Source organism: Planosporangium spinosum (assembly GCF_049999945.1).
GTDB lineage: Bacteria > Actinomycetota > Actinomycetes > Mycobacteriales > Micromonosporaceae > Planosporangium > Planosporangium spinosum.
Genome location: NZ_JBLYUB010000012.1, coordinates 39331 through 62278, shown reverse-complemented (window position 1 = coordinate 62278; position 22948 = coordinate 39331). Strand labels below are relative to the sequence as shown.

Annotated in this window: 19 protein-coding genes; 15 read left to right on the top strand and 4 right to left on the bottom strand. The window is 73.7% G+C overall.

The genetic code is table 11. The features are described 5' to 3' along the window. The first annotated feature begins 99 nt into the window (after positions 1 to 99). Positions 100 to 1827: an MFS transporter gene (locus ACNTMW_RS17485; protein ID WP_426634707.1), complete on the top strand. Its 1728-nt coding sequence runs from the start codon at positions 100 to 102 to the stop codon at positions 1825 to 1827. On the opposite strand, the gene ACNTMW_RS17480 is transcribed toward ACNTMW_RS17485, so the two are convergent. Together ACNTMW_RS17480 and ACNTMW_RS17475 are read right to left on the bottom strand one after the other, a co-directional pair. Continuing rightward, a complete protein-coding gene (locus tag ACNTMW_RS17480) occupies positions 1787 to 3073 on the bottom strand; it encodes a cellulase family glycosylhydrolase (RefSeq protein WP_426634706.1) in 1287 nt (428 codons plus the stop codon). The two genes, ACNTMW_RS17485 and ACNTMW_RS17480, sit on opposite strands and share 41 nt — an antisense overlap. Positions 3074 to 3292: 219 nt before the next feature. Next, positions 3293 to 5830 (bottom strand): tetratricopeptide repeat protein, encoded by a 2538-nt coding sequence (locus ACNTMW_RS17475; RefSeq protein ID WP_426634705.1) that lies wholly within the window; start codon positions 5828 to 5830, stop codon positions 3293 to 3295. A gap of 176 nt (positions 5831 to 6006) precedes the next feature. Here ACNTMW_RS17475 and ACNTMW_RS17470 point away from each other — a divergent pair, with 176 nt between their 5' ends. The 13 genes from ACNTMW_RS17470 to ACNTMW_RS17410 all read left to right on the top strand — a co-directional run bounded on the left by ACNTMW_RS17470 (position 6007) and on the right by ACNTMW_RS17410 (position 19440). Then, on the top strand, positions 6007 to 7227 hold the full coding sequence (locus tag ACNTMW_RS17470) for a hypothetical protein (protein WP_426634704.1): 1221 nt from the start codon (positions 6007 to 6009) through the stop codon (positions 7225 to 7227). 81 nt (positions 7228 to 7308) lie between these two features. Continuing rightward, positions 7309 to 8493 carry a M20 metallopeptidase family protein gene (locus tag ACNTMW_RS17465; RefSeq protein ID WP_426634702.1) on the top strand — a complete coding sequence of 395 codons (1185 nt, stop codon included), beginning with the start codon at positions 7309 to 7311 and terminating at the stop codon, positions 8491 to 8493. A gap of 103 nt (positions 8494 to 8596) precedes the next feature. Continuing rightward, positions 8597 to 9319 carry a pentapeptide repeat-containing protein gene (locus ACNTMW_RS17460; RefSeq protein WP_426634701.1) on the top strand — a complete coding sequence of 241 codons (723 nt, stop codon included), beginning with the start codon at positions 8597 to 8599 and terminating at the stop codon, positions 9317 to 9319. A 139-nt stretch (positions 9320 to 9458) separates the two neighbouring features. Continuing rightward, positions 9459 to 10256: a peroxide stress protein YaaA gene (gene yaaA, locus ACNTMW_RS17455; protein ID WP_426634700.1), complete on the top strand. Its 798-nt coding sequence runs from the start codon at positions 9459 to 9461 to the stop codon at positions 10254 to 10256. 183 nt (positions 10257 to 10439) lie between these two features. Then, complete coding sequence (locus ACNTMW_RS17450) at positions 10440 to 10613, top strand: Flp family type IVb pilin (protein ID WP_426634699.1); 174 nt, start codon at positions 10440 to 10442, stop codon at positions 10611 to 10613. Positions 10614 to 10624: 11 nt separating this feature from the next. Further along, positions 10625 to 11056, top strand: coding sequence for a TadE/TadG family type IV pilus assembly protein (locus tag ACNTMW_RS17445; RefSeq protein WP_426634698.1), 432 nt, complete (start codon positions 10625 to 10627; stop codon positions 11054 to 11056). Then, positions 11044 to 12237 (top strand): pilus assembly protein TadG-related protein, encoded by a 1194-nt coding sequence (locus tag ACNTMW_RS17440; RefSeq protein ID WP_426634697.1) that lies wholly within the window; start codon positions 11044 to 11046, stop codon positions 12235 to 12237. The genes ACNTMW_RS17445 and ACNTMW_RS17440 overlap by 13 nt, the downstream gene beginning before the upstream one ends. A 183-nt stretch (positions 12238 to 12420) precedes the next feature. Beyond that, the gene (locus ACNTMW_RS17435) at positions 12421 to 13272 is read left to right on the top strand and encodes an RcpC/CpaB family pilus assembly protein (protein ID WP_426634696.1); all 852 of its coding nucleotides are present in this window, start codon (positions 12421 to 12423) and stop codon (positions 13270 to 13272) included. A gap of 16 nt (positions 13273 to 13288) precedes the next feature. Then, the gene (locus tag ACNTMW_RS17430) at positions 13289 to 14476 is read left to right on the top strand and encodes a CpaE/TadZ family protein (RefSeq protein ID WP_426634695.1); all 1188 of its coding nucleotides are present in this window, start codon (positions 13289 to 13291) and stop codon (positions 14474 to 14476) included. 5 nt (positions 14477 to 14481) lie between these two features. Further along, entirely contained in the window at positions 14482 to 16005 is a 1524-nt protein-coding gene (locus ACNTMW_RS17425) for a TadA family conjugal transfer-associated ATPase (protein WP_426634694.1), read from the top strand. Further along, a complete protein-coding gene (locus ACNTMW_RS17420; protein ID WP_426634693.1) occupies positions 16002 to 17912 on the top strand; it encodes a VWA domain-containing protein in 1911 nt (636 codons plus the stop codon). The genes ACNTMW_RS17425 and ACNTMW_RS17420 overlap by 4 nt, the downstream gene beginning before the upstream one ends. 4 nt (positions 17913 to 17916) lie before the next feature. After that, positions 17917 to 18834, top strand: a complete 918-nt coding sequence (locus ACNTMW_RS17415; protein ID WP_426634692.1) for a type II secretion system F family protein — start codon at positions 17917 to 17919, stop codon at positions 18832 to 18834. Positions 18835 to 18900: 66 nt separating this feature from the next. Next, entirely contained in the window at positions 18901 to 19440 is a 540-nt protein-coding gene (locus ACNTMW_RS17410; protein WP_426634691.1) for a DUF1697 domain-containing protein, read from the top strand. 9 nt (positions 19441 to 19449) lie between these two features. Here the strand turns inward: ACNTMW_RS17410 and ACNTMW_RS17405 are convergent, their stop codons facing one another. Continuing rightward, positions 19450 to 20148 carry a pentapeptide repeat-containing protein gene (locus tag ACNTMW_RS17405; RefSeq protein ID WP_426634690.1) on the bottom strand — a complete coding sequence of 233 codons (699 nt, stop codon included), beginning with the start codon at positions 20146 to 20148 and terminating at the stop codon, positions 19450 to 19452. Positions 20149 to 20291: 143 nt separating this feature from the next. Here ACNTMW_RS17405 and ACNTMW_RS17400 point away from each other — a divergent pair, with 143 nt between their 5' ends. Next, positions 20292 to 21230, top strand: coding sequence for a phosphotransferase family protein (locus ACNTMW_RS17400; protein ID WP_426634689.1), 939 nt, complete (start codon positions 20292 to 20294; stop codon positions 21228 to 21230). Here the strand turns inward: ACNTMW_RS17400 and ACNTMW_RS17395 are convergent, their stop codons facing one another. Next, positions 21231 to 22898 (bottom strand): methyl-accepting chemotaxis protein, encoded by a 1668-nt coding sequence (locus ACNTMW_RS17395; RefSeq protein WP_426634688.1) that lies wholly within the window; start codon positions 22896 to 22898, stop codon positions 21231 to 21233. Positions 22899 to 22948: the final 50 nt, after the last annotated feature.

The window sequence follows — 22948 nt, the reverse complement described above, 5'->3', positions numbered from 1 at the left end:
ATATTTTGGGGGAGTGCCATGCCGTCCACCGCCGCCACCGCCGGCACGCCAGCCGGTCGACGGCCTCCGCGCCACCGAGGGCTTCCGTACAAGTGGTCGGTGCTGTCGAACACCACGCTGGGCATGCTCATGGCCACCGTGAACGCGTCCATTCTGATCATCTCCCTGCCGGCGATCTTCAACGGGATCCACCTCGACCCCCTCGCGCCGGGCAACGTCAGCTACCTGCTGTGGATGCTCATGGGGTACATGCTGGTCACCGCCGTCCTGGTGGTGACCCTCGGGCGACTGGGCGACATGTACGGGCGGGTGCGCGTCTACCGCGCGGGCTTCGCGGTCTTCACCGTGGCCTCGGTGGCCCTCGCGCTGACCCCCGCCGGCGGCGAGGCCGGCGCGCTGTGGCTGATCGGCTGGCGACTGGTCCAGGGCGTCGGCGGTGCCATGCTGATGGCCAACTCCACGGCGATCCTCACCGACGCGTTCGGAGCCCGCGAGCGCGGCATGGCCCTCGGCGTCAACCAGGTGGCGGGCCTCGCCGGCAGCTTCATCGGTCTCGTCCTGGGCGGCCTGCTGTCGGCCTGGCACTGGCGGGCGATCTTCTGGGTGAGCGTGGCGGTCGGTGCCGTCGGTACCTGGTGGGCGTACCGCAACCTGCGCGAGACCGCGACCCGGCGGACCGGCGTACGGGTCGACTGGTGGGGCAACGTCACCTTCGCGGCCGGGCTGACCGCGCTGCTCGCGGCGATCACCTACGGCATCCAGCCGTACGGCGGGCACACCGAGGGCTGGACCAACCCGGTGGTGATCGCCGGCCTGGTCGGCGGGTGCGCGCTGCTGGTCGCCTTCTGCGTGATCGAGGTCCGGGTGCCGCAGCCGATGTTCGACCTGGGGCTGTTCCGCATCCAGGCGTTCTGGGCCGGCAACGCGGCCGCCCTGCTCAACGCGATCGCCCGCGGCGGCCTCCAGTTCATGCTCATCATCTGGTTGCAGGGCATCTGGCTGCCGTTGCACGGCTACGACTTCGCGGACACGCCCCTGTGGGCCGGCATCTACCTGCTGCCGCTCACCATCGGGTTCGTGGTGGCCGGGCCGGTCTCCGGGTACCTGTCCGACCGGTACGGCGCCAAGGTGTTCGCCACCGGCGGCCTGGTCATCATGGCCGCGAGCTTCATCGGCCTGCTGCTGATCCCGGTCAATTTCAGTTACCCGGTCTTCGCGGCGCTGCTGCTGGTCAACGGGGTCGGGTCGGGGCTGTTCTCGGCCCCGAACACGACCGCCGTCATGAACGCGGTACCGGCCGGCCAGCGCGGCGTCGCCTCCGGGGTACGGGCCACCTTCCAGAACGCCGGCATGGTGCTGTCCATCGGGGTCTTCTTCTCGCTGCTGGTCGCCGGCCTGTCGCACTCGCTGCCGGGCGCGCTGCGCGCCGGGCTGTCCGCCCAGGGCGTACCGGAGCAGGCGGTCGCCGCGGTCGCCGCCGTGCCGCCGGTCGGCCTGATGTTCGCCGCGTTCCTGGGCAGCAACCCGATCGGCTCCCTGCTGGCCAACACGGGGGTGCTGCACAGCCTGCCGCCCGCGACGGTGCAGACGCTGACCGGCCGGACGTTCCTGCCCTCGCTGCTGGCCGGGCCGTTCCATGACGGCCTGGTCGTGGTGTTCGTCCTCGCCGCGGTGCTGGCCGCCCTCGGTGCCGTGGTGTCCCTGCTGCGCGGCGGGGTCTACATCCACGACGAGCAGCACGGTCCCACGGCGGAGGACGGATCCGCCGTGGGACCGACCGGGCCGCTCAGCGGGGCGCGAAGGCCCACGCCGCGCGGCGCGGCGTGACCCGGACCGCGGCGGGCCGGGTGGCGACGTCACCGGTCCGGGTGACCGTGTCGCCGGGCTTGACGGCCGCGGCCAGGTGCGGGGCCGACGGGCTGACCCCGGCCGCGGCGGGGGAGGCCGGCCAGGCCGGGAAGGCCCGGACGGCGGTCGCCCGGGCGAGCGACCACGACCACAGGTCCGGCCAGGTCCACCGCCCTCGCGGCGCCGTACCGTCCGGCGCGCCGGCACCGTCCGCGCCGAACACGCTCGCCTCGCGCGCGTTGGCCTGCAGCCCGTTGACGCCGCTGAGGAACCGTACGCCCCACGGGGTCCGCAGCGCGGGGTCGAAGTCGCGCACCATGTCCAGGTAGGCCGCCTCGGTGTTGCCGCTCCACGACCAACCCAGGAAGCCCAGGCGGTACCGCTGGCAGTACGCCAGGATCGCGTCGACGGCGGGCTTGCCGTACGGGTGGTTGTCGGAGAACTCGCCCACCACGAGCGGCAGCCGCCGGTCGACGAACGACTGCAGGTACGCGCGGACCTTTGCGGGCGTGTGGAACACCCCGTACATGTGGACGTCGAACAGGACGTTGCGGGCCGGGTCGGACGCCAGCACCTTCGGGGCGTTGTCGCGCATGGTGAAGAACTCGTCCTGGCCCCAGTCGGGGCCGTCGACCATGAGCGTGTGCCGGAAGCCCGCGGCACGCAGCCGCCCGATGGCCCGCATCGTGTCCCGGGTCCACGTCATGTCCCGTTTGTAACCGAACGGTTCGTCGGCGATGTTGAGGATGACGTAGTTCTCCTGCCCGACGAGGGCGCTGCGGACGGCGAGCCAGTAGTCGACCGCCTGGTCCATCGACGCCGCGCCGGCCTGCTGGCCGTAGCCCATCGTGTCGTGCGCGTCGAGCACACAGATGAGCCGGTTCTGTTTGCACAGTGCCACGGCGGCGGCCAGGTCAGCCGCCGTGGAGGCCGGCTTCCAGCGCCGGCCGATCGCCAGCGACAGCCGGATCGAGTTCGCGCCCGCGGCCTTGATGGCCGCGAACGTCCCGGTCCGGCCGGGGTACCAGGTGTACGCGTGGTTGATGCCACGCAGGACCAGGTCACGGCCGTTTGCCTCGACGAGCCGACCGTCGGCGACCCGCAGGCCGGTGGTGGCGGCGCGGGCGGGCGGGGTGCCGACGAGACCGCAGACGAGGAGCGCGACCAGGATGGCGCCCACCGTCGTCAGGCCCCTTCTCGTCGTCACCTGGGGCTGGACGCTCATGGTCACCTCGGGCTGGAGGGTCGGGGGAGCGGACGACCCGGCAGCTACCCCGCGGCGTACCCGTTACCCGCACCGCGATCGTGGCTGGCCCGCCGGTGACGCCGGCACCGCGCCGTCCGGCCGGGCCTGTGGCACCCGTTTGCGGCGGGCCAGGCCGCCATGGCGACCGGTGACGCGCGGTACGACTACTCCACGCTGTTGGCGAGGGGCGCCGGGTGGCTACGGCTCCGCGAGCGCCGCCCGCAGCGCGGCGCACGCCTCCTCGTCGACGCCGTCGAGCAGGGCCAGCGCCCGCTCGCGGTGCTCCCGGGCCCGGTCGGGCAGGCCCTGGGCGGCACAGGCGTCGGCCAGTACCCGCAGCGCCAGGCCGCAGCCACGGCGATGGTCCAGCTCCTCGCACAGCGCGAGGGCCTCCCGGGCGCGTGCCGCCGCCGCGCCGTAATCGCCCGCCGCGTGGAGTGTCTCGGCGAGGTTGGTGAGCATGAGGCTCTCCCGGTGGCGGTCACCCAGCCGCCGGGTGATGGCCAGGCCGGCCCGGTGGTGCGCCAGCGCCCGGTCGTAGTCACCCCGGCGTCGGTGGACGATGCCGAGGTTGTCCAGGGTGGACCCGACCTTGTACCGGTCGTCCAGCTCCCACCGGATCGCCAGGCTGGCGAGTAGGTGGCGCAGTGCCGCGTCGAGGTCGCCGCTGTCGCGGTGTGCGTTGCCGAGGTTGTTCAGGCACATCGCCTCACCGGTCCGGTCGCCGAGTTCGCGCAGTACCGCGAGGCTACGCTCGAGCAGGTCGATGCCCTCAGCGGGCCGCCCCTGCTGGAGCGCGGCGACGGCCAGGCTGTTGAGGGCGCGGGCGAGCCCGGGCCGGTCATCGAGGCGCTGTGCGGCCTGGACGGCGAGCCGCCCGAACTCGGCAAGTTCGGCGAAGCGCCCGGTGTAGTCCAGGAACTTGGCCACGGTCGGCGCGAGATCCCGGACGATCGGCAGGCACTCCCCGACGGCGAGCTGCTGGCGGGCGACCAGCAGGAGATTGGTGTGCTCGCGTGCCAACCAGGCCCAGGCGTCGGCGCCGCCGGACAGCGGTGCGTCCGCCGCCAGCGGCGGACCGTCGGATCGCGGTGCGTCGGCTGGCCGTGGTGCGTTCCCCGGCGAGGACGGGCCGGCGCCGGTGAACCGGTCGTGCGGGTACAGCAGCCGCGCCGCCACCGCCGCGGTCGCGAACAGCGACGCCGTCAGCCGCCGCAGCGCGGCGGTGCGCTCCGCCGGGGACTCGGCGGCGTCGGCCTGCTCGCGGGCGAAGATGCGGACCGTGTCGTGGAAGCGGTACCGGCCGTCGCCGGACGGCTCCAGCAGGTGGGCCTCGACGAGCTGGTCGAGGGCCTGCTCGGCGGCGCGCACCGGGAGGCCGGCAAGCGCCGCGCAGGCGGCCGGGCCCGCGTCGGCCCAGTCGGGTAGCGCCGCCAGCCGGAACAACCGCGCCGCCGTCCGCCGTCCGCCCTCCGGCGCCGCGCTGAACTCCCGGTAGCCGACCCGCAGGCCGGCCCGTACCGACAGGTCGCCCACCTGCAACTCGTCGAGGTACCGGCGCTCGTCGTCGAGCCGCTCCGCGAGGCCGGCCAGGGTGGCCTCGGGCCGGGTCGCGGCGCGCGCTCCCACGATCCGCAGCGCCAGCGGAAGGCCGCCGCACCGGCTCACGATCGTCGACACCGCCGCCGGCTCGGCGGCCAGTCGCGCCGGTCCGCAGAGCCGCCCGAGCAGGTCGACCGCGGCCGGTGCGGAGACCGGGCCGAGCGTCAGGCGCGCGGTGACGTCCAGGTCGGGCAGCCGCCAACGGCTCGTGACCAGCGTGACGCATTCCGGCCCGGCCGGCAGCAGCGGGCGTACCTGGGCCGCCGACGCCGCGTCGTCCAGTACGACGAGTACCCGCTGCCGGGCGGTGAGTGTCCGGAACAGCGCGCTGGCCTCCTCAACCGACGAGGGGACGGTCCGGATGTCCAGCGCGCGCAGGAACCGGGCGAGCAGGTCGATGGGCGGTGCCGGAGCCAGCCCCGCGCTGGCGCCGTGCAGTTCCGCGTACAGGCAGTAGGCGCCGGGATGCCGCCGGGCGATCTGGTGCGCCACGTGCAGCGCCAGCGCGGACTTGCCGATACCGCCGGGGCCGTCCACGATGCACACCGCACGGTCGGCGGTCAGCGCGGCGAGCAGCCGGGCCGCCTCGGCGTCGCGGCCGATCATGATCGGTGGCGGCGGTGGCAGCTGGAACGGCGCGGCGGTACCCGCCGGGGGTGCCGGTCCGGTGCCCCGTCCGCCCGCCGGCACGGCGTCGCCGGACCCGTGCCGACCCGCCATCGCCATGGCCACCGTGACCGCGACCGTGCCGCTGTCGGGGCGGCTGGCGGCGCCGCGCGGTCCCGGATGGATCACGGCCGGGTACGGTCGCCGTCCCGCCGGCGCCGCGACCGTGGTCGTCGACCGGGTGGTGGCCAGGGCGTTCCACGCCGCCAGCCAGGCCGCCCGGCGGTCGGCCGGTACGTCGCAGGCGCGCAGCAGGGCGACCACGAGATCCCGGCGGGGGAGGGTCCGCCGGCCGAGCATGGTGGCGAGGGTGCTGGCGGGAAGGACGTCGCCGTTGCTCTCGGCGCGCCGCGCGATCGTACGGTAGGTGAGCCCGGACTGGGCCCGCAACCGGCGCAGCAGATCCACGAACCGCTCCACCGTGGATACGCCGGTCGGGTCGAGACCCGAGTCGGAGGCGTGGGTCATGGTCCCCGTTCACATGCATCCGCTGTCGCGCAACCTCACTGGCGGTGGTCACGATAGTCCGCTCGTACAACGTCGAACAACGTCGAACATGATCGATGTCGATCCGGTCCGGTCCGCGCTCCTACCCTCGGGGGAGGGCGGAGCCGACGGGGATCCGCGGAAGGAGAGGTGCCGCCGTGAGACGTTACGTAACCGTCGCCGCCGCGCTGCTGCTCGGCGCGTCGACGCTGGTGGTGGCCGGTCCGGCGCAGGCGGCGACGCCCTGCGCGCCCGGGCCGGTGACCGGTTGTCCCCGGGAGGTGTCCGGGCTCGGCTACACCATCCGCCAGGACCCGGTCGCCAACGCCGGCGCGCTGCACCAGGCGCTCGGCGCCTCCACCTACCGGGACGTGTCCCAGGTGCTCGACCAGGCCAACCGGCCCATGTCGCCGCTGTCGTCGGCCTGCCGGCCGGACCCGGCGGGACTGTCGGCCTCCGCGACGTTCGGGTTCTGCTGGAACAGCGAGGACCAGGGCGACGACGCCTTCCGGTGGTACCCCCAGGGGATCACCACGACCGCCGACGCGCTCGGGGTGCGCGAGTACGACGGCGTCCAGGCCGTGGCCGTGACCTGGTACAAGCGCAAGAGCTCCGACGACGAGACGGCGGTGGAGTCACGGGTGAGCCTGGCGCCGGCCGGCGGGTACAACAACGGCAACAACAATTACCGGCACGTGCTGCTGGTCACCCCGTCGGGGCCGAACAACTTCCAGCAGGTGCCCTGCCACGCCGGCGGCGCGATGTGGTACGGCCACCTGCTCTACGTGGCGTGCACCAACACCATCCGGGTGTACGACTGGAACTACCTCCACCAGGTCAAGGCGACGAGCCTGCCCGGGGAGGGATTCGGTCGGCAGTCCGACGGCAAGTACTACGCCAACGGAAACCTGTATGTGATGGTCCAGGTGGCGACGATCACCAACCCCAGCAACAACATCACGTTCTCGTCGCTGTCGCTGGACCGGCTGTCGTCGCCGGACAAGCTGGTCGTGTCCGGGTACCACGACACCGCCGGGGTCAACCTGTGGCGCTTCGACCTCGACTACCAGACCCGGATGCCCGCGCGGCCGTACGCGTACGACGCCTACGACCTGCCGTTCGCCTACGTCCAGGGCGCGACGACCCGGGCCGACCGGTTCTGGTTCAACAGCAGTACCAGCAGCCCGAAGCTGCGGTTCTGGAACCGGACCTCCGGCAACCAGCCCGTCGTGTACACCGGTGAGTACGGCGCCGAGAGCGTCTCGTACTGGCCCTCCGGAGACGGGGACGGCGGGGTGCCCGACTACCTGTTCACCCTGACCGAACGCAAGGGCAAGCGCGAGGTGTTCGCGGTGCGGCAGGCCGACTTCAACGGATGACGCCAGGCACCGTGGGTAACCGGCCCGCCAGCGGCACGGCGTACGCTGGCGGGCCGGTGACCGTCGTGGTGAGGGAGACCCATGGGACTGCGCGAGGATGCGAAGGCGATCCAGGGTGAGCTGGTCGAGTTGCGGCGCGAGCTGCACCGGATACCGGAGATCGGCCTGCACCTGCCGCGTACCCAGGAGCGGGTCCTCGCGGCGCTGGAGCCGCTGCCGCTGGAGGTGAGCACCGGCACCGCCCTGTCGTCGGTGACGGCCGTGCTGCGTGGCGGCCGGCCCGGCCCGGTGGTGCTGCTGCGCGGCGACATGGACGCGCTGCCGGTCACCGAGCGTACCGGCGTGGACTTCGCCTCGCGGCACGACGGCGTCATGCACGCCTGCGGCCACGACCTGCACACCGCCGGTCTGGTCGGGGCGGCCCGGCTGCTCGCGGCCCGGCGCGACGAACTGGCCGGCGACGTGGTCTTCATGTTCCAGCCGGGCGAGGAGGGCATGGACGGCGCCGGCCACATGATCGCCGAGGGGGTGCTGTCGGCCGCCGGCCGTCCGGTCGCGGCCGCGTACGGGCTGCACGTGCTGTCCTCGCAGATCACCCGGGGCGTGTTCTCGTCCCGGCCCGGGCCGCTGATGGCCGCCTCCGACGGGCTGTTCGTGCGGGTGGTCGGTGCCGGCGGGCACGGGTCGACCCCGTACAGCGCGCTCGACCCGGTACCGGCGGCGTGTGAGATGGTCACCGCGCTCCAGACCATGGTCAGCCGGCGGTTCAACGTGTTCGACCCGGTCGTGATCACCGTTGGCTCGTTCCACGCCGGGACCAAGCGCAACATCATCCCCGACGACGCGACGTTCGAGGCGACCATCCGGACGTTCACGCCGGAGGTCAGCGAGCAGGTGCGCGAGTACTCGATCCAGCTGTGCCAGAGCATCGCGGCGGCGTACGGGCTCCAGGTCGAGGTGCGCTACGACAGCGAGTACCCGGCCACCATCAACCACGCGGACCACCACCGGTTCGTCGCCGACACCGTGCGCGAGGTCTTCGGGGAGGAGCGGTTCGAAGACCTGGCCAACCCGATGACCGGTGCCGAGGACTTCTCCCGGGTGCTCCACAACGTCCCGGGGGCGTACCTGTTCCTGGGCGCCTGCGTCACCGACGATCCGGCGTCGGCGCCGGCCAACCACTCGCCGCTCGCGGCGTTCGACGACAGCGTGCTCGCCGACGGGGCGGCGCTGCTGGCCGAACTGGCCATGCGGCGCCTGACGTGAGGGCCATGCGGCGCCTGGCGTAAACGACCGGAAACCGGAAACCCGGCACCGCGGTAGCGCCGGAGACCGGCGCCACCGCGGCGGGCCGCGCGACAATCGGATCGTGCCCCGGGTAGCGGCGGCGAAGGTGCTGTCGGCGGTGGACCGCGTTCCGCTGCGCTGGCGGGTGGCGTACCTCGTCGGGGTCGTCCTCGTCGCGGCCGTCATCATCGGCCGTGGCCTCGGCACCGGCGGCCCCGGCGCCGGAGACGACATCGGCGAGCACGGCCGGACCTGCCCGCATGCCCCCGACCTGTCCCGGCGGGCGGTCAACGGGGTCGACCTGAGCCAGCAGCAGGTACCGTGCGTCAACCTGGAACGCGCCACGGTCACCGGTACGGTGCAGGAGGCCGACCTCAGCCGGGCCAACCTGCACCGGGCGAACCTGCGCTCGCTCTGGCTCGACCACGTCGACCTGTCGGACGCCGACCTGGCCGGCGCCGCCGCGGAGTCGGCGAACCTGACCAGGGTGAAGCTGGAACGTGCCGACCTCCGTCAGGCCGGGCTGGCCCGCAGTCGCCTGGAGAACGTGGGCCTGCAGGGCGCCCGGCTGGGCGGGGCGGACCTGCGCGCCGCCGCGCTCAGCCGGTCCGACCTGGGCGGCGCCGACGTGCGCGGTGCGGACCTCTCCGGGGCGTCGCTGTTCGACTCCAACCTGCGCGGTGCCCGGCTGGACCGGGCGAAGCTGACCAACACCGTCTGGAGCGACGTGATCTGCCCGGACGGCACGAAGTCGGCCGGGGACGCGCGGGAGTCGTGCGACCGGCACCTCACCCCGGCGCGCTGAGCCCGCCATCGCCGGTGACTGTCCGTACCCTGGGCTGCCGGACCGCCGCCGGTCGTCCAGGGGCGTCGGCGCCGGCCGGCCAGATCGCAGGGCGTCCGAACCGGCCGCCACCCACCGCCTCACCCGAGGAGTTCCACCCGTGCTCATCCTGCTGCCCCCGTCGGAAGGCAAAGCCGCGACCGGCGCCGGGGACCCGGTCGACCTGGCCGCGCTGTCCCTGCCTGGCCTGACGCTGGCGCGTGAGCGCGTTCTGGAGTCGCTGGTGTCGCTGTGCGCCGGGGACGATCCCGAGCCGGCCCGGTCGGTGCTCGGGCTGAGCCCGGGCCAGGTCGGCGAGGTGCACCGCAACGCCGGGCTGCGGACGGCCGCCGCGGCGCCCGCCGGTGAGGTCTACACCGGCGTGCTGTACGACGCGCTGGACCTGGCGTCGCTCGGGCCGGACGGGTACGACCTGGTCGTGCGGTCGGTGCTGGTGTTCTCCGGGCTGTGGGGGGCGGTGCGGCTGGACGACCGGATCACCCCGTACCGGTGTGCGGTCGGCGTGAAGCTGCCGGGGCTTGGGGCGCTCGGCGGGCACTGGAAAGGCGTCATGGGGCCGGTACTGGCCGACGCCGCCGGTGACGGGCCGGTGCTCGACCTGCGCTCGGGCGCGTACGCGGCGATGTGGACGCCGCGGGGCGAGCTGGCGGCGCGCACCGCCGCGGTACGGGTGGTACACGAACGGGTGGTCGACGGCGCCGTGAAGCGCTCGGTCGTGAGCCACTTCAACAAGGCCACGAAGGGCCGGCTGGTCCGGGACCTGGCGACCACGGGTGCCGCACCGGACACGGTGGACGACCTGGTCACGGCGCTGCGCGAGCTCGCGTACACGGTGGAGGAGCGCCCGGCGGCCGCGGGCGCGCCGCGGCAGCTCGACGTCGTCGTGACGGAGCTGTAGACCGGGTCTCCCGTCCTCCGGGCGGACGCTGCGCCGCCGGGTCTCCCGTCCTCCGGGCGGATGACGTGTCCGCCGGCCGGTGTATCGAAAGCTGGCCCGCCACCCTACGGCGTGTTCGTCGTCACTCACGCACTGTATTTGCAGGGCCACCGAGGGTGGCGAACTGATGACCCGGAGGTTCTCATGAACAAGCTCATGTCGAAGGCGCAGGCGGTGTGGGCCGCCCGCGAGCAGGGTGCGACGGCGGTCGAGTACGGCCTGATGGTGGCGCTGATCGCGGTCGTCATCATCACCGCGGTGACACTGCTGGGCAACAAGCTGTCGGGCATGTTCGACAGCATCAGCGGCAAGCTGTGACCGGTGCGGGCATGCCGGCCGTCGCGCCCCGTGCGGCGGCCGGCCTGACCCGCCGCAGGCGCGGCGACGACGGCGCGGCAGCGGTCGAGATGGCGCTCGTCCTGCCGCTGCTGCTGTTCATCATGTTCGGCGTGATCGACTTCGGGCGGATGCTCAACGCGCAGATCACGCTCACCGAGGCCGCCCGGGAGGGCGCCCGCGCCGCAGCGCTCGGGCAGAGCGCCGACGCCCGGGTCCGGGCCGCCACACCCAACCTGTCCGGCGTCACCAGCACGGTGACCGCCTGCCCGGCGGGCGGATCGGCCACCGCGGACGCGGCCGTCACCGCGAGCGTCAACTTCACGTTCGTCACCCCGCTGGCGGCCCTGGCGCCGATGTTCGGCAGCAAGGCCGGCCGGTCGGTGACGCTCACCGGGAAGGGAATCATGCCGTGCGTCGGCTGACCGCCGTGCGTCGGCTGACCGCCGTGCGTCGGCTGGCCGCCGTGCGTCGGCTGGCCGCCGTGCGTCGGCTGGCCGCCGTGCTCGCGCGCCGCCGGGCGCGCGTCACCCGCGGCCATGACCGGGGCAACGTCACCGTGCTGGTCGCGGTCCTGCTCGGCGGCGGGGTGCTGCTGGGCGCCGGTGCGATCGTGGTCGACGTCGGCCAGCTGCACGCCGAGCGCGAGCAGTTGCAGAGCGGCGCCGATGCCGCGGCCATGGCCGTGGCGCAGAACTGCATCCGTACCCCCGCCGCCTGCGGCAACCAGGCGGCCGCCGCGCTGGCCTTCGCCGCCGGCAACGCCAGGGACGGCGTCACCGACGTCACCGCCGTGTGCGGGCGGGCCACCGGGCTGCCGGCGTGCCCCGCGCCGACCGGCACCCGGGCCGACTGCATGGGAGACCCGCCGGCCACCGGCAACTACGCCGAGGTACGTACGGCGACCCGGCAGGCCGACGGCTCCACCCTGTTGCCGCCGACGTTCGCCCGTGCGCTCGCCGGTCACGACGGGTACCAGGGCAAGCGGCTCGCCGCCTGTGCCCGGGTCGCCTGGGGACCACCGCTGCGCGCCACCGGGCTGGCCGTCACCATGTCCACCTGCGACTGGCGGCAGATGACCGGGGGAGCCACCCGGTACTGGCCACCCGGGACCACGCCACCGGCCAGCGCCGACGGGATCCTGTACCTGCACAGCTCGCAGGGTGCCAACCTGTGTCCGGCCGGCCCGTCCGGCTGGGACGCGCCCGGTGGCTTCGGCTGGCTCGACGAGCCCAGCAACAACTGCACCGTCACGGTCTCGGCGTCGGGCACCTACGGCGGCAACACCGGCCTGTCGGCGTCCAAGGCGTGCAAGACCGTACTCGACGACCTGTACGCCAGCCGCCGGCCCACGTTGCTGCCGATCTACGACGGGGTCAAGGGGCAGGGGCAGAACATCGAGTACCACCTGGCGGGGTTCGCGTCGTTCGTGCTGACCGGCTACTACCTGCCCGGCTTAACCAGAGCGTCCTGGCTGAGCGGGCGCAACCTGTGCAACGGCTCCGACAAATGCCTCTACGGCTACTTCACCACGGCGATCCTGCCCGACACCGGCAGCTTCGGCACCGTCAACTACGGGACCAACCTCCTCAAGGTCGTGGGTTGACCGCCAGGCTGACGGCCACCGGGCGACCGTAATCGGCGTTTGCGTACAGCCGGCCGGCCGCCTGCCGATGAGGCGACCGCGGCCGGCGCACCGCACCGGCCGTCCACGACCAGATCGCACGAAGGGAGGCAGCGGCGTTCGTGAGCCCGCGGCGCACGCCGGGGGCCGCATGCCGCGAACCCGATGAAGCGCAGCATCCTCGCCGTCCTGGTGGCGGTCGTGTGCGCGGCGGTCGGCTGCGTCGCCGTCCTGGCGTACGCGGCCAGCGCCGACAAACGGGCGCTGGCCGGGCAGAAGGCGGTCCGGGTCCTGGTCGCGACCAAGAAGATCCCGGCCGGTACGACCGGCCAGGCGATCCGCTCCGGCGGCTACACCGAGCTGGTGGTCATGCCGGCGGCGACCGTACCGGCCGACGCACTCAGCGACATCGACGCGACGCTGCTCGCGCTGGCGGTCACCGCCGACCAGCAGCCGCGCCAGCTGTTGCTGCGCGGCGCGTTCGACGCCCCGGCCGTCCACAGCGGAGGGTTGCCGGTGCCGGCCGGGATGCTCGCGGTCAGCGTGTCGGTCGCGGTGCCGGCCCAGGTCGCGGGGTTCGTCCAGCCGGGATCGTCGGTGGCGGTGTTCGACACCTTCAACGTGGCCGAGGGCAAGGGCGACGGTCGGGTACCGGCCGGCGACGGGCTGGCCAGCAACCACGAGTACGTCCAGGCGACCCGGCTGGTGCTGCCCAAGGTCGAGATCCTCGCGATCGGCGCCCGGGGCACGCTCGGCGCTCAGATCGGCGGCGCGGCCACGCCGAGCCCCGGCCCGAGCGCCGGAGGCACCGGAAACGGCAGCGGTAACGGCGGCAGCGGGAGCGGCCAGTCGGCCGACGGTACGACGACCGTGCTGGTCACCGTCGCCGTCACGCAGGACCAGGCGCAGCGCCTGGTCCACGTGGCGCAGACCGGTGCGCTGTACCTGGCCCTGCTCGGCGACGGGGCGCAGGCGCAGCCCGGACCCGGCATCGACAGCTACTCGCTCTTCCAGTAACCGGAGAGGATGTGCCATGGCGCTGTACTACGAGCCGCAGGCGGATCGCGCCCGGTTCCTGGCCGCTGTCCTCGGTGACCAGGCGCACGGCGCGCCGGACCTCGCCGAGCTCGCGACGCTGGTCCGCGCCGACCCGGACATGCAGCTGGTGGTCCTCGGCGCGGGCGTCGACCTGACCGACGCGGTCGCGTTCGCCGCCCAGCACCGGTTGACCCGGCCGTCGCTGGGCGTGGTGCTGCTGCGCGACCAGGTCGACGTGGCCGTTCTCGCCGAGGCGATCCGCTCCGGCATCCGGGAGGTCATCACCGCCTCGGACGCCGACGGTATCCGCGCCGCCTGTGCCCGGTCACTGGAGGTGTCCCGCCAGCTCGCCACCGGCGTCACGGTCCCCGCCACCGCGGTGAAGGCGAAGGAGGGGCACGTGGTCACCGTCTTCGCCGGCAAGGGCGGCTGCGGCAAGAGCACGGTCGCCACCAACCTCGCGGTCGCGCTCGCCGACGGCGGCCGGTCCCGCGTCTGCCTGATCGACCTGGACCTGACCTTCGGTGACGTCGCCATCATGCTGCAACTGGTGCCGAAGCTCAGCCTCGCCGACGCCGTGCCGATGGTCGGCCGGCTCGACGAGACGGCGGTCCGCTCGCTGGTCACCCCGTACGCGCCGGGGCTGGACACGCTGCTCGCCCCGCCCGGGCCGGCCGAGGGCGAGCGGGTGGGCCGGGAACTGGTCAGCGAGATCCTCAAGATCGTCAAGCGGATGTACGACTACGTCGTCGTCGACACCCCGCCGTTCTTCTCCGACCAGGTCCTCGCCGCACTCGACCTGTCGCAGTGGTACATCCTACTGGCCACCCCGGACATTCCCTCGTTGAAGAACCTGCGCCTGACCCTGGACATGTTCGACCTGCTGGAGTACCCGGAGAGCCGGCGCATCGTCGTGCTCAACCGGTCGGACTCGCAGGTCGGGCTGACCCAGGCCGACATCGACCGGGTGGTACGAGCGCCGATCGCCGGGCGGGTGCCGTCCACCCGCGACGTGCCGGTGTCGATCAACCGTGGCGTGCCGCTGATGGTCGACAGCCCCAACAACCCGGTCAGCCGCTACATCCGGGAGGTCCGTACCCGGATCGTCGGTGGCTCGGCGCCGGCCGGGGACGCACCCGCCAGCCACCGCCGCCGGTCGTTCGCGCTGCGTCGGGGGAGGTGACCGGCGTGGGACTGTACGACCGGCTCGAAGAGCGCCGGGCCGCCTCCGCGCCAGCCCGGCCCGGACCCGCCGCGCCGCCACCCGTGCCGGCCGCGCCGGTACCGCCCGGGCCCGGCCCGCTACCCGCCGGCCAGCCGATCGGCCCGGTGCCCGCCGGCCCGCTGACGTACACGCCGGCATCCACCGGCCCGGGGCCCGGCCAGCCGCCCGCCGCGTCCGGTGAGCGGTCCCGGCACGCGCCGCCCCAGGCCGACCCGGTCGCCGCGGTGCGCCGCCGGCTCCAGCAGGCCCTCGTCGAGACGCTCGGGCCGCAGCTCTACGACGACATCGGCGGCGAGGACGACCTGGCCGTGCGGGTCCGGGAGACCATCGCGACGCTGCTGGCCCGGGAGGCGACGCCGCTCGCGGGCGCCGACCGGATGCGCATCACCCAGGAGGTCACCGACGAGATCCTCGGCCACGGTCCGATCGAGCCGCTACTGCGGGACCCGACGGTCAGCGAGATCATGGTCAACGGACCGCACCGGATCTTCGTCGAGCGCTCCGGCAAGCTTCTGCAGGTCGAGGCCGAGTTCGCCGACGAGGCGCACCTGCGCCGGGTGATCGACCGGATCGTCTCCCGGGTGGGCCGGCGGGTCGACGAGGCGAGCCCCATGGTGGACGCCCGGCTGCCCGACGGCAGCCGGGTCAACGCCGTGGTACCGCCGATCGCCCTCGACGGGTCGACCCTGACGATCCGTAAGTTCGCCACCGACCCGCTGACCGTGGCCGACCTGATCAGCTTCGGTACGTTCACCCCGCCCGTGGCGCAGCTGCTGTCGGCGTGCGTGCGGGGAAGGCTGGACATCGTGGTCAGTGGCGGTACCGGCTCGGGCAAGACCACCACGCTCAACGTACTGTCCGGCTTCATCCCGCCGGACGAGCGGGTGGTCACCGTCGAGGACGCCGCCGAGCTGCAACTGCACCAGGCACACGTGGTACGCCTGGAGTCCCGGCCATCCAATGTGGAGGGTCGCGGTGAGGTCAGCATCCGTGACCTGGTCCGCAACGCGCTGCGGATGCGGCCGGACCGGATCGTCGTCGGCGAGGTCCGCGACGGTGCCGCGCTGGACATGCTCCAGGCGATGAACACCGGCCACGACGGCTCGCTGACCACCGTGCACGCCAACACCCCGCGCGACAGCGTGGCCCGGCTGGAGACGATGGTCATGATGGCCGGCATGGACCTGCCGGTCCGCGCCATCCGTGAGCAGATCGCCTCGGCCGTCGACCTGATCGTGCAGGTCGCCCGGCTGAAAGACGGTTCCCGGCGGGTCACCCACGTCACCGAGGTGGTCGGCATGGAGGGCGACGTCGTCACGCTGCAGGATCTGTTCGTGTACGACCACCGCGCCGGCCGGGACGAGCAGGGCCGCCCGCGCGGCGCCCTGGTCTCGACCGGGCTGCGCCCCCGCTTCCTGGAAGAGCTGGCCGCCCACGACGTGACGCTGCCGATGGAGTTCTTCGCGTCGTCCGGCGGTCCGCGATGAATCCGCCGGGTCGCCGGCTGCTGGCGGTCGCGGGGCTGGTGGCGGCCGGACTGTCCACGGTGGCCACGCCGGCCGCCGCCGACCCGGACGGCCGGCTGGCCGTGACCGGTGTGGAGGTGGCCGGCGGCCAGCTGCGCTTCACGCTGACCGCGTCCGGCCTGCCGCCCGGCACCGTCCTCGACGGCAGTGGCCTCCTGGTGGAGCTCGACGGCGCGCCGGTACGCGCGGCCGTGACACCGGCGCCCGCGCCGGGCCCGACGGCCGCCCCGCGGCGCAGCGTCGTGCTCGTCCTCGACACCAGTGGGTCGATGGACGGCGCCCGGCTGAACGCGGCGAAGGCGGCCGCCACCGGGTACGCCGACGCGCTGCCCCCCGACGTCCGGCTCGGCCTGGTGTCGGTGTCGGACCGGCCGGCGACGGTCCTGGCGCCCACCCCCGACCGGGCGGCCTTCCGCGCCGCCGTCGCCGGCCTGGCCGCCCACGGCGGTACCGCCCTCTACGACGGGGTACGGCAGGCGGCCGGCCTGCTCACCGGTACCGGTGAGCGGCGGGTCGTGGTGCTCTCCGACGGCGCGGACACCGACTCAGGCGCCACACCCGCCGCGGTGCGGGCCCAGCTCGCCACGGCCGGGGTGACGCTGGACGGCATCGCCTACGGCCCCGACGCGGAGAGCCCCGCGATGAGCGACCTCGCCGCCGGCACCGGCGGGCGGATGGTCGCCGCCCGGGACGCCGCCGCGCTGCGGGCCGCGTTCGCCGGGATCGCCGCCGCGACCGGGCCGGCGACGGCCGCCGTGACCGTCACGGTGCCCGCCCGGCTGGCCGGGGCCGAACCCACCCTGCGGGTCACGCTCACCGCCGGCGGCAGCACGGCCACCGCGCCCGCCACCCCGGTGCGGGTACCGCCCGGCCCGCCGCCGGTGGCCGCCGCCGCGCCGCGCTCCGCGGGCTGGCTGCTGTATCTCGGGCTGGCCGGTGTCGGCGTCGCCGCCCTGGTCGCCGCCTCCGTCGCGATGTACCTGCTCGTCGGCCGGTCGGCGGTGCGCAGCCGGCTGCGCCAGATCGAGGGCTTCGGCACCGGACCGGCCCTGCGCGTCCGGGAGGAGAGCACGGTCCTGCGCGCCGCGCTGTCGGCGTCCGAGTACGCCATCACCCGGCGCGGTGCCCGGGCCCGGATCGAGGCGAACCTCGACCGGGCCGGCATCGACCTGCGCCCGGCCGAGTGGATCCTGGTCCGGGCCGCGGTCGCGGCGGCCGGCGGCGTGCTGTGCGCGCTGCTCCTGCCGTGGCTGCCCGGCCTGCTGGTCGGCGGCGTCACCGGCTGGGCGGCCACCGGCGGGTACCGGCGGCTGCGGGCCGGCCGACGCGCCCGGCGCTTCGACGACGAACTGCCCGAGGCGCTGCAACTGGTGGTCAGCGCGCTGCGGTCGGGCTTCTCGTTCCCGCAGGCGATCGCCGCGCTGGTCTCCGAGGGCGACGCGGCGGTGGCCGGCGAGTTCGGCCGGGCGCTCGCGGAGACGCGGCTCGGCGGTGAACTGGAGGACGCCCTGCTGCGCGTCGCCGAGCGCAACGGCAGCGCCGACCTGGCCTGGCTGGTCATGGCGATCCGGGTGCAGCGTGAGGTCGGCGGCACGCTGTCGGAGGTGCTGGAGACCGCGGTGGAGACGATGCGTGAACGGGGCCGGCTGCGCCGCCACGTGCGCGCGCTGTCGGCCGAGGGGCGGCTGTCGGCCTGGGTCCTGGTCGCCATGCCGATCCTGCTGGCCGCGTTCATGTTCGCCACCCGCCGGGAGTACCTGCGGCCGCTGTACACCACCCCGTTGGGCCTGATGATGCTGGTCGGCGCGGTCGCGATGATGGCCGTCGGTACGTTCTGGATGACCCGGGTCGTCCGGGTGGAGGTGTGAGCGGATGCGACCGCAGACCAGCCTCGTCGTCGCGCTCGTCGCGGTCGGGCTCGTACCGGTGTTCGGTGTGCTCGCGCTGCTGCTGCGCGACCCGGACCGGGCCAACGTCGTGCGTACCCTGGCCACGATCGGGCGCGGGTACGTCGCCACCGACCGCCGGCCGTCGCTGGGGGTACGGGTCGGCCAGCCGCTGGCCCGCCGGCTCGGCCGGCTCGGGCGGGCACTGACCGTCGGCGGCGCGCTGGCCCGGTTGCAACGCCAGCTCGACCGGGCCGGCAACCCACCGGACTGGCCGGTCGAGCGGGTGGTCGCGGCCAAGGGCGTCGGCCTCGTCCTCGGAGCGGCCGGCGGGCTGCTGTTCGGGCTGATGCTGGGCGGCACCGGACTGGTCGTCCTGGCCGCGGTCGGCGGTACCGTGCTCGGTTTCTTCGCCCCCGACCTGGCCGTCTACAACACCGGGGTCAAGCGGCAGGAGGAGATCCAGCGGTCGCTGCCCGACGTGCTCGACACGCTCACCATCTGCGTGGAGGCCGGGCAGGGCTTCGACGCCGCGCTGTCCCAGGTCGCCCGCAACGGTAAGGGACCGATGGCCGGCGAGGCCGCGCGGGTGCTGCAGGAGATGCGCATCGGCAAGTCCCGCGGTGAGGCGCTGCGGGCGCTGGCCGCCCGGACCACGGTGACCGAGCTGCGCGGTTTCGCCTCGGCCGTGGTCAATGCCAGCGACCTGGGCGTACCGGTGGCGCAGGTGCTGCGCGAGCAGTCCCGCGAGATGCGGGTACGCCGCCGCCAGCGGGCCGAGGAACTGGCCCAGAAGGTACCCATCAAGATCTTGTTCCCGACACTGTTCTGCCTGTTCCCGGCGCTGTTCGTGGTGATTCTCGGACCCGGCGTCATCAACATCATCCACACCTTCGCGAACTGAGCGGTGTCGGTGGTGGCGGGTAGGGTCCACAGCCGGACGACGGCCACGGGGAAAGGGGACCGCATCATGCCCAGGTACGTCGCGCTGCTGCGCGGGATCAACGTCGGCGGCAACAAGAGGATCGCGATGGCCGACCTGCGCTCCCTGCTGTCCGACCTCGGGTACGGCGACGTCGTCACCCACCTGCAGAGCGGCAACGCCGTGTTCTCCGGCCCCGACGCGCCGACGGCGACGGTGGCCGGCCGGATCGCCGACGGCATCGCCGACGTCCTCGGACTCAGCGTCCGGTGCCTGGTCCGCACCGGGGCGGAACTGCGGGCGGTCGCCGCCGGCAATCCGCTGTCCGACGTGGCGGCCGACGGCTCGCGGATGCTGGCGCTGTTCCTGTCCGAGACGCCCCACCCGGCGCTGCTGGCCGCCCACGACCCGACCGCGCTCGCGCCCGCGCAGGTCCGGCTCGGCGACCGGGTGATCTACCAGTGGTGCCCGGACGGGGTGCTGGCCGCGCCGCCGGTCTCCGGGTTTGTGGAGAAGCACCTCGGCGTGGCCGTGACCGCCCGCAACTGGAACACCGTCAGTAAGCTCACCACGCTGGTCGGCGGGTAGCCGCCCGGCTCAGTCGCCGTCGTCGTCCTCGATCCGGATGCCCAACTCCCGGGCCATGGCGTACGACAGCGCGATCAGGTCCCCGCTGCGGACGATGGCGCCGTCCCAGCTGGTCAGCCCGCCGATGTCGGCCAGTACGCAGTTGATCAGCCGGGTCCCGCGCATCGTCGCGTTCGAGAACTGCGCGCCGGTCAGGTCGCAGCCGACGAACCGGGCCCCGGTCAGGTCGGCGTGGGAGAAGTCGGCACGGGTCAGGTTGCAGTCTCCGAACACGACCCCGGCGAAGGTGGTGAACCGCCAGTTCGACAGGTCCAGCCGGCACTCGTCCAGCGTGACGTCCCGGGCCACCCCGTCGACCCAGGTGAACCCGGTCATCCGGGACGTCGCCAGCCGTACCCGGATCAGCGCCGAGCCGGTCCCGCGCAGGTTGGCCAGGTTGCTGTGCTCCACCAGGCAGTCGGTCAGCCTCGACCGGTCGAGAACCGTCCCGGACAGGTCCACCGTGCCGAACCGGCACTGCTCCACCTCCACCGACTCGGCCTCGCAGGAGGCCAGGTCGGCGTCGACGTAGCCGAGCCGGCGGTAGGTGCCCTCGTCGGTGAACCGGTGCTCGGGCAGCCGGGCCAGGTCCAGCGACGCCGGTGGTCTCGGCTTCACCGGTGCCCGGCCCGGACCGGTGCCGGTGCGTCCCCGTACGCGCTCAACCACCGTCATACTGTAGGACGACAGGCCGCCCGCGGCCGCGGCGCCGCGCGAACCCTCGATCACACCGGCGACCGGTCCGCGGCCCGCCGCCGGCCCGCACCGTCGTCGCGGTGCGGACTCCACGCCGTCCGTGCACGATGACCGGCATGGTGAGCGCGACGGGCACCCGTATCGGGTGGGGCGACCTGCCGAGGCACGTCCGTGCCGGGATCGAGGCGATCGTCGGGGACGAGGTCGTGGCGGCGGTGTCCCAGCCGGGTGGATTCTCGCCGGGCACCGCGGACCGGGTACGGACCGCGACCGGCCGCCGGGCGTTCGTCAAGGCGGTCAGTCCGGTGCAGAACGAGCACAGTGTCGACCTGCACCGCCGCGAGGCGAGGGTGACCGGGGCCCTGCCCGGCCATGTGCCGGCGCCACGGCTGCTGGGCTGCTACGACGACGGCCACTGGGTGGCGCTGGTGCTGCAGGACGTGGAGGGGCGGCACCCGCGTACGCCGTGGCGGTACGGCGAGCTGTGCGCCGTCCTGGATACGCTCGACAGCCTGGCGGCCTCCCTGACACCGCCGCCGCTGCCGGACGTACCGCTGGCCGCCGACCGGCTCGCCGATGCCTTCGCCGGCTGGCGGCGGGTGGCGGCCGCTCCGCCGGCCGACCTCGACCGGTGGTGCGGCGAGCGGCTGCGGGCGCTGTGCGCCTGGGCCGACCGGGGGTTGGCCTGTCTGCGCGGCCAGACCCTGGCGCACACCGACATCCGCGCGGACAACCTGCTGTTGCGGCCGGACGGCGGGACGGTCGTGGTGGACTGGCCGTGGGCCTGTGTCGGGCCCGCGTGGCTGGACACGGTCCTGCTCCTGGTCAACGTCAGGCTCTTCGGCGGCCACGACACCGACAGCCTGCTGGCCGAACGCACCGCGGCGGCCGGGGTGGACCCGGACGAGCTGACCGCCGTCCTCGTCGGATTCGCCGGCTTCTTCCTCGACGCCGCCCGGCAGCCGCCGCCGGCGGGCCTGCCGACCGTACGGGGATTCCAGAAGGCGCAGGCCGACGCCGTGCTGGCGTGGATCCGTGACCGGCTGCCGGCGTGACTACAGGCTGAACCGGGCCACGAGCGTACCCAGGTCCTCGGAGAGGCGGGACAGGTCCGCTGCGGCCTGCCGGCTGCGGGTCACGCCCGTGGTGGTGGCGGCGGTCGCCGAGGCGACGCTGGTGATGTTCGTGGCGATCTGCCCGGACCCCACCGCCGCCTCGCTGACGTTGCGGTTGATCTCGCTGGTCGTGGCGGTCTGCTCCTCGACCGCGGAGGCGATGGTGGCCTGATACTCGTTGATGCGGTTGATGATCTCGGAGATCTCCGCGATCGCGTCGACCACGCCGGTGGTGTCGGACTGGATCGTCGTGACGCGGTTGGCGATGTCCTCGGTGGCCCGCGCCGTCTCCTGGGCCAGTTCCTTGACCTCGCTGGCGACGACGGCGAAGCCCTTGCCGTACTCCCCGGCCCGGGCCGCTTCGATCGTGGCGTTGAGCGCGAGCAGGTTGGTCTGCTCGGCGATCGAGGTGATCACCTTGACGATGTTGCCGACCTCGGCCGACGACTCGCCGAGTTTGGCGACGGTGGTGTGGGTCTGGCCGGCGACCTTGACCGCCTCGGACGCCACGCGGGCGGCCTCGTCCGCGTTGTGCGCGATCTCGCGGATGGAAGCGCCCATCTCCTCGGCGCCGGTGGCCACCGTCTGCACGTTGCGGGAGACCTCTTCGGCGGCGGTGGCGACGATGCCGGCCTGGGTGCTGGCCTGTTCGGCGGAGGCGGCGATGTCGCCGGCGGAGGCGGTCATCTCCGTGGCCGATGCCGAGAGGGTCTGTGCGGTGGCGGTGATGCCGGCGACCACGCCGGCCATGTTGCCCACCGCGGTGTTGAGCGCGTCGGCCATCTGGCCGGCCTCGTCGCGGGAGCGCACCGGGACGGTGACGGAGAGGTCGCCGTCGGCGAGCCGCATCAGGCCCTGGCGTACCCGCAGCAGGCCGCTGATCAGCCGGCCGGAGACGAACCAGGCGAGCAGGACGCCGACGGTGACCGCGACCGCGGCCACGGTCATGGTGACCCGGTTGGTGGAGGTACGGGTGGCCACGATCGCGGCCTTGCTGGCCGCCTCCTGAGCCTGCACCGAGTCCCGCAGGTCGTCGAGCGCGCTGTAGACGGACAGGAAGACCGTCCACGACGAACCGTCGGAGAGCACGTCGGCCCGGTCCAGGTCGCCGGCCTGACGCAGGGCACGGACCTGGTCGTTGTACCCCAGGAAGTGGTCCCAGTGCTGCCGGATGCGGTCGAGGTTCTGGCGGCCCTTCGGGGTCAGCTGGGCCGCGTCGAGCCCGAGGATGTCCTGCTCGAACCGCTTGACGCCGTCCTGGTAGTTGGCGAGGTTGTCCCCGCCACTGGCGGTGGCGGCGGCCCCGCCCTCGGTGCGCGCTTTCCACGCCATGGTGTTCTGCCAGTTGGTGAGCCAGAGCAGGTGGTAGCGGCCCTGCTCGACGCGCTGTTCCACGGCGACCGCCCGGTCCCACTGCGCCTGGCGCCGGTCGACGGTGCGGTTGCCGATGGCGGCCGCGGCGGCCACGAAGCCGATACCCAGCGCAAGGATCGCGACGATCGCGAAGATGCGGGTGCGGATGCTCAGGTTGTCGAAGGCGCCCAGCCGTCGCAGCACGCCGGGCACGGCCCGCCACTTCGGTCGTCTCGGGCGTGCGACCGCGTCCATCTCGTCCTCCGGTACTCGAGCGGTGCCGACCCAGGGCACCTGGCCGTCGA